Genomic DNA, 4,334 nt, shown 5'->3' on the forward strand with positions numbered 1-4,334 from the left:
TTCCACGCGGGCTGCCAAGTCAGTAAAGCGATTGCCTTTTTTTTTTTTTCAAGCAGAAGACGGCATACGAGCTGAGCGCTAGTCTCGTGGGCTCGGAGATGTGTATAAGGGACAGGTGTGGTCGGGGTGGTCGGGGTGGTCGTCGGTTCAGAAGGTCGCCTTGCCGCCGACCGGTACCGCGTCGGTGTATGTCGACTCGCCGACCAGCAGCGGCTCAAGCTTCGCGACCAGGGCCTGGGCCTGCTCGCTGGCGAAGAACGCGCTGTGTGCCTCGGTGCTGGTCCAGCCTTCGATGACGTGGACGACGTTGCGGTCGGAGGCCGAGCGGGACACCAGGAAGACGACGCAGTCCTCGTGGGGCAGGGACGGCGCGTCGAGCAGCAGCTCGATCAGCTCGTCAGCCTTGCCCGGCTGGGCGGTCATGGTGGCGTGGAACCCGTGACGAACAGTCATCGAAGTATCTCCCAGGTTGTCGAGCTCTGATGGGCTCGTAGGAACTTGACACTCCAATAGAAGCATCGCTACCAGCAGAAACGTTAGACACATGCTCTTGTGCACTTGCCTGATCCTACTATTGTGGCGAGTATCGGTTTGTGCTTCAATCGGGTCGTGGACCTTCACGAGCTGCGGGCGTTACTGGCCCGCCACGCCCGGCCGGACATGAGCACCGCCATCGACGGCGTGCTGATATCGAAGGTCGAGCGGCAGACCCCGCCGACCACGTCGATGTCGGGCACCGTCATGGCACTCATCGCCCAAGGCGCGAAGCAGATGGCGGTGGGCGACCGCGTGTACGAGTACCGCGCCGGCCAGTACCTTGTCGCGTCGGTCGATCTGCCCGTCACCGGCCGCTTCACCCAGGCCAGCGCCGACTCACCCGCACTGGGATTCGGGCTGGTACTGCACCCGGCGACAGTCGCGGAGTTGCTGCTACACGCGGCGCCCGGCGATCTCCCACCCCTGGCCAGTGGAACACCATCGGGAATGGTGGTCAGCGACGCCCCCGACGAACTCGGCGACGCGGTGATCCGGCTACTGCGGCTACTGGACCGCCCCCGGGACATCACGGTCCTCGCGCCCCTGATCAAACGGGAAATCCTGTGGCTGCTGCTCACCGGGGAACAGGGCAGCGCCGTCCGGCAACTCGGCCTGGCCGACAGCAGCCTCAGCCACATCGCCCGAGCAGTGCGGTGGATCCGCGACCACTACGCGAAACCGTTCCGGGTGGACGACCTCGCACGCCTCTCCGGGATGAGCGTGTCGGCGTTCTACCGCAACTTCCAGACCGTGACGGCGATGAGCCCGATCCAGTTTCAAAAGCAGATCCGGTTGCAGGAGGCGCGGCTTCTGCTCGCCACACACCCCAACGACATCACCGGAGTAGGCATCCGCGTCGGCTACGAAAGCCCATCACAGTTCAGCCGCGAGTATCGACGCCAGTTCGGCGCACCCCCCAGCCAGGACGCCGCCCGCCTACGCGGCATCACCCGCACCGCAGTACCGGCGGTCGTCTGACCGCCAGCGACCGCTCGGCCTCCGCGGCTTTCCCGGACGCCGAGGTCAGGAAAGGACCCGCCACCAGGGATCGACCTCGGGTGGGGTGTCGGCGTCGACGCGTTCGCCGGGGCGGGGCACGGCGATGGTGACGTTCCGCGCCTTGGCTTCGGCCCACAGCCGCTCGACGGGCTCGACCCAGGGATGCGGCGCGAGGTGGAACGTGCCCCAGTGCACGGGGATCAGCAGGCTGCCACGCAGGCGGACGTGTGCCTCGACCGCCTGCTCGGGCAGCATGTGGATGTCCGGCCAGGCGTTGTCGTAGGCGCCGATCTGCATCAGCGTCACGTCGAATGGACCGTGACGCTCGCCGATGTCGCCGTAGCCGTCGAAAAAGCCGGAATCGCCGGTGTAGAAGACGCGCCGATGCTTGCCGGCGATCACCCACGAACTCCACAGGGTCTCGTTGCTGCCAACAAACGTGCGACCGGAGAAGTGGCGCGACTCGGTGGCGGTGAGTGTGAGCCCGCCGACCTCGGCGCTCTCGTCCCAGTCGAGCTCGACGATGCGGGTCCCCGGCACGCCCCAGCATTCCAGGTGGGCCCCGACGCCCAGCGGGACCACAAACATTGCCTCCTGGGTGCGGTTGAGCGCCCGGATCGTCGGCATGTCGAGGTGGTCGTAGTGGTCGTGCGAGATGACGATCGCGTCCAGCCGGGGCATGTCGGCCAGCGCCACCGGCATCGGGTGCAGCCGCTTCGGACCGACACCCGGGACCGGCGATCCCCGGTCGCTCCACAGCGGGTCGAGCAGTACCCGACGACCTTCGATCTCGATCAGGCCGGTGGCGTGGCCGTACCACGTCAGGTGCAACCCGTCGGAGGCGGGACCCGTCGGTGGCCGGTCCACGGGGATCACACCAGACAAATGACGCTGGCGGCGATGGGTGAGAAAGCCGCGCAGCGCACCCATGACCTCGCGTGGCAACAAGGTACGGGTGGGAGTGTTGTTACGAAAAACGCCGTCGCGAAAGTGTGGCGACTGGCGCAGCCTCAGGGCCCGTGGGCCGGTCGGGCGGCCACCCAGCGTAGCGAAAGGCTCAAACATCGGTAGATCCCCCACTCCTCGAGTGATGTTCGTGGCAATGGCCGTCAGCCGAAGCCGCGACGGCATGATCAGAGCTTGAAACCACCGGAGACCTCGATGTTCTGGGCGGTGATCCAGCGGCCCTCCTGCGACAGCAGCGCCGCGATGAGCATCCCGATGTCGTCGGGCTCCCCGATCCGGCCCAACGCGGTCCTCGCGGCCATCGCGGGCACGGCATCGGAAAACCGCTCGAAGGCGTCATCCGAGATTCGGGTACGGGTCGGTCCTGGCGACACCGCGTTCACCCGAATGCCCCGTCCGCTCAACTCCTTGGCCAGATAGCGGGTCAGCACGATCAGGGCGCCCTTTGCCGAGGCGTAGGCGGAATAGCCGGACTCCACGCCGGATGTCAGCGCCGAGTTGCTGGCCACGTTGACGATGGCACCACCATCGGCCAGCAGCGGCAGCAGCGTCTGAGTCAGGAAATACGGCCCCTTGAACACGACCCGCACGAACCTGTCGAACAATTCCTCCGACGTGTCCTCGAACATCGACATCTGCCCGAACCCGGCATTGTTGACCAGGTAGTCGAACGTCTGTCGCTGCCATCGCTCACGCAACTCCGCGGCCACCGACTGCCGGAACGCGGGGAAGGTGTCGCTGCTGCCGACATCCAACCGCAGCGCGACGGCCGTACCACCCTCCTTCTCGATACGTTCCGCCGTCTCCTCGGCACCTGCGGGATTGCCGCGGTAGGTCAGAATCACCCCCACCCCACGCCGTGCGATCTGAACGGCCGCACTCTGCCCGATACCGGAACTTGCCCCAGTGACCACTGCAAGCTTCACGATTCTTCCCACCTGTTCTCTCGCTGGAAGTGATGCGCTATCGACGAAACCAGGAAAGCATCGAAGGGGGTGGGAATGATATAGGAATCCTCTTGGGCTCTTGCCTGTTCCTACTCAGGGTGGGAGTTTCACGACCGGCGAGCCAGACGCAGCTGCCCGGCGATGACGGTGGCGGCATCATCGCCCGGCGTGAGCCGCTGAGCGTCCAGCGGCGCGGTCCAGGAACTGCGACCGGGCTCCAACGCCGTGACGAACGAGTATGGCCAGCCAGGAATCATCACGTGCTGGTCCCTGCCACGGCCGTAGGTGTGGCACAGGATCCGCTCCGCCGAGGGTGTGCGCGTCCGGCCGCAGCCAGCAGGTGATGTCCACCGCCAAGACCAGGCGGCCGTCGGTAGCGTGAGGCAGCGCAAGCGTCGCCAAGCTCGTGCGGAGCCGCTCGACATCCACCCCGCCCCGGGCCGGCGCCGCGTACAGCGACCCATGGCCACGATGATGCTCGCCCACCAGCGACAACTCCACCAACGAATGCACGGGCCCGTCGCCGCACAACACGGCGTCGGCCAACTCGAACATCGCGTCCGTCCGCGCCGTCAGACACGCGTGGAACTCCCGACGGAACGCCGCCAGTTCCCCGAAGCAGCAGCAGAACCAGCATCATGCACACTGATCACCAAGACAGCCCCTGGTATTGATCCTCTTCCCTCGACAAGAAGATGATCGACCAGGGGCTGTCGGCATGATCAGTCGAGGTGCCCACGGACCCGCCACAGGTTAAGGATCAAGGTGTGCCACGAACGCAAGGAGGAGCTTGATGTAGGTAGAGCGACTTTATGCGGTGCTGTGCAGGAGATGAAGGTTGGCCCTTCGGAGTCGCCCTGCGGGGGGAGACTCCAAACCGCCACA

General features: G+C 65.7%; 4 protein-coding genes and 1 pseudogene. 1 reads left to right on the forward strand and 4 read right to left on the reverse strand.

From position 1 onward, the window contains the following. Window positions 1-147: 147 nt before the first annotated feature. Window positions 148-453 carry a putative quinol monooxygenase gene (locus C1I95_RS32050; protein ID WP_111219633.1) on the reverse strand — a complete coding sequence of 102 codons (306 nt, stop codon included), beginning with the start codon at window positions 451-453 and terminating at the stop codon, window positions 148-150. A 156-nt stretch (window positions 454-609) separates the two neighbouring features. On the opposite strand from C1I95_RS32050, the gene C1I95_RS32055 reads away from it, so the two are divergent. Beyond that, window positions 610-1,515: an AraC family transcriptional regulator gene (locus C1I95_RS32055; RefSeq protein ID WP_111219635.1), complete on the forward strand. Its 906-nt coding sequence runs from the start codon at window positions 610-612 to the stop codon at window positions 1,513-1,515. A gap of 45 nt (window positions 1,516-1,560) precedes the next feature. On the opposite strand, the gene C1I95_RS32060 is transcribed toward C1I95_RS32055, so the two are convergent. The 3 genes and pseudogenes from C1I95_RS32060 to C1I95_RS37180 all read right to left on the reverse strand — a co-directional run. Continuing rightward, a complete protein-coding gene (locus C1I95_RS32060; protein WP_111219637.1) occupies window positions 1,561-2,667 on the reverse strand; it encodes an MBL fold metallo-hydrolase in 1,107 nt (368 codons plus the stop codon). Between the two features lie 2 nt (window positions 2,668-2,669). Then, window positions 2,670-3,428, reverse strand: coding sequence for an SDR family NAD(P)-dependent oxidoreductase (locus C1I95_RS32065; protein WP_111219639.1), 759 nt, complete (start codon window positions 3,426-3,428; stop codon window positions 2,670-2,672). A 146-nt stretch (window positions 3,429-3,574) separates the two neighbouring features. Next, window positions 3,575-4,102 (reverse strand): annotated as a pseudogene (locus C1I95_RS37180) (transposase); the annotation flags it as partial. Between the last annotated feature and the right edge of the window lie 232 nt (window positions 4,103-4,334).

The sequence above is a fragment of the Micromonospora craterilacus genome, assembly GCF_003236315.1.
Taxonomy (GTDB): Bacteria; Actinomycetota; Actinomycetes; order Mycobacteriales; family Micromonosporaceae; genus Micromonospora; species Micromonospora craterilacus.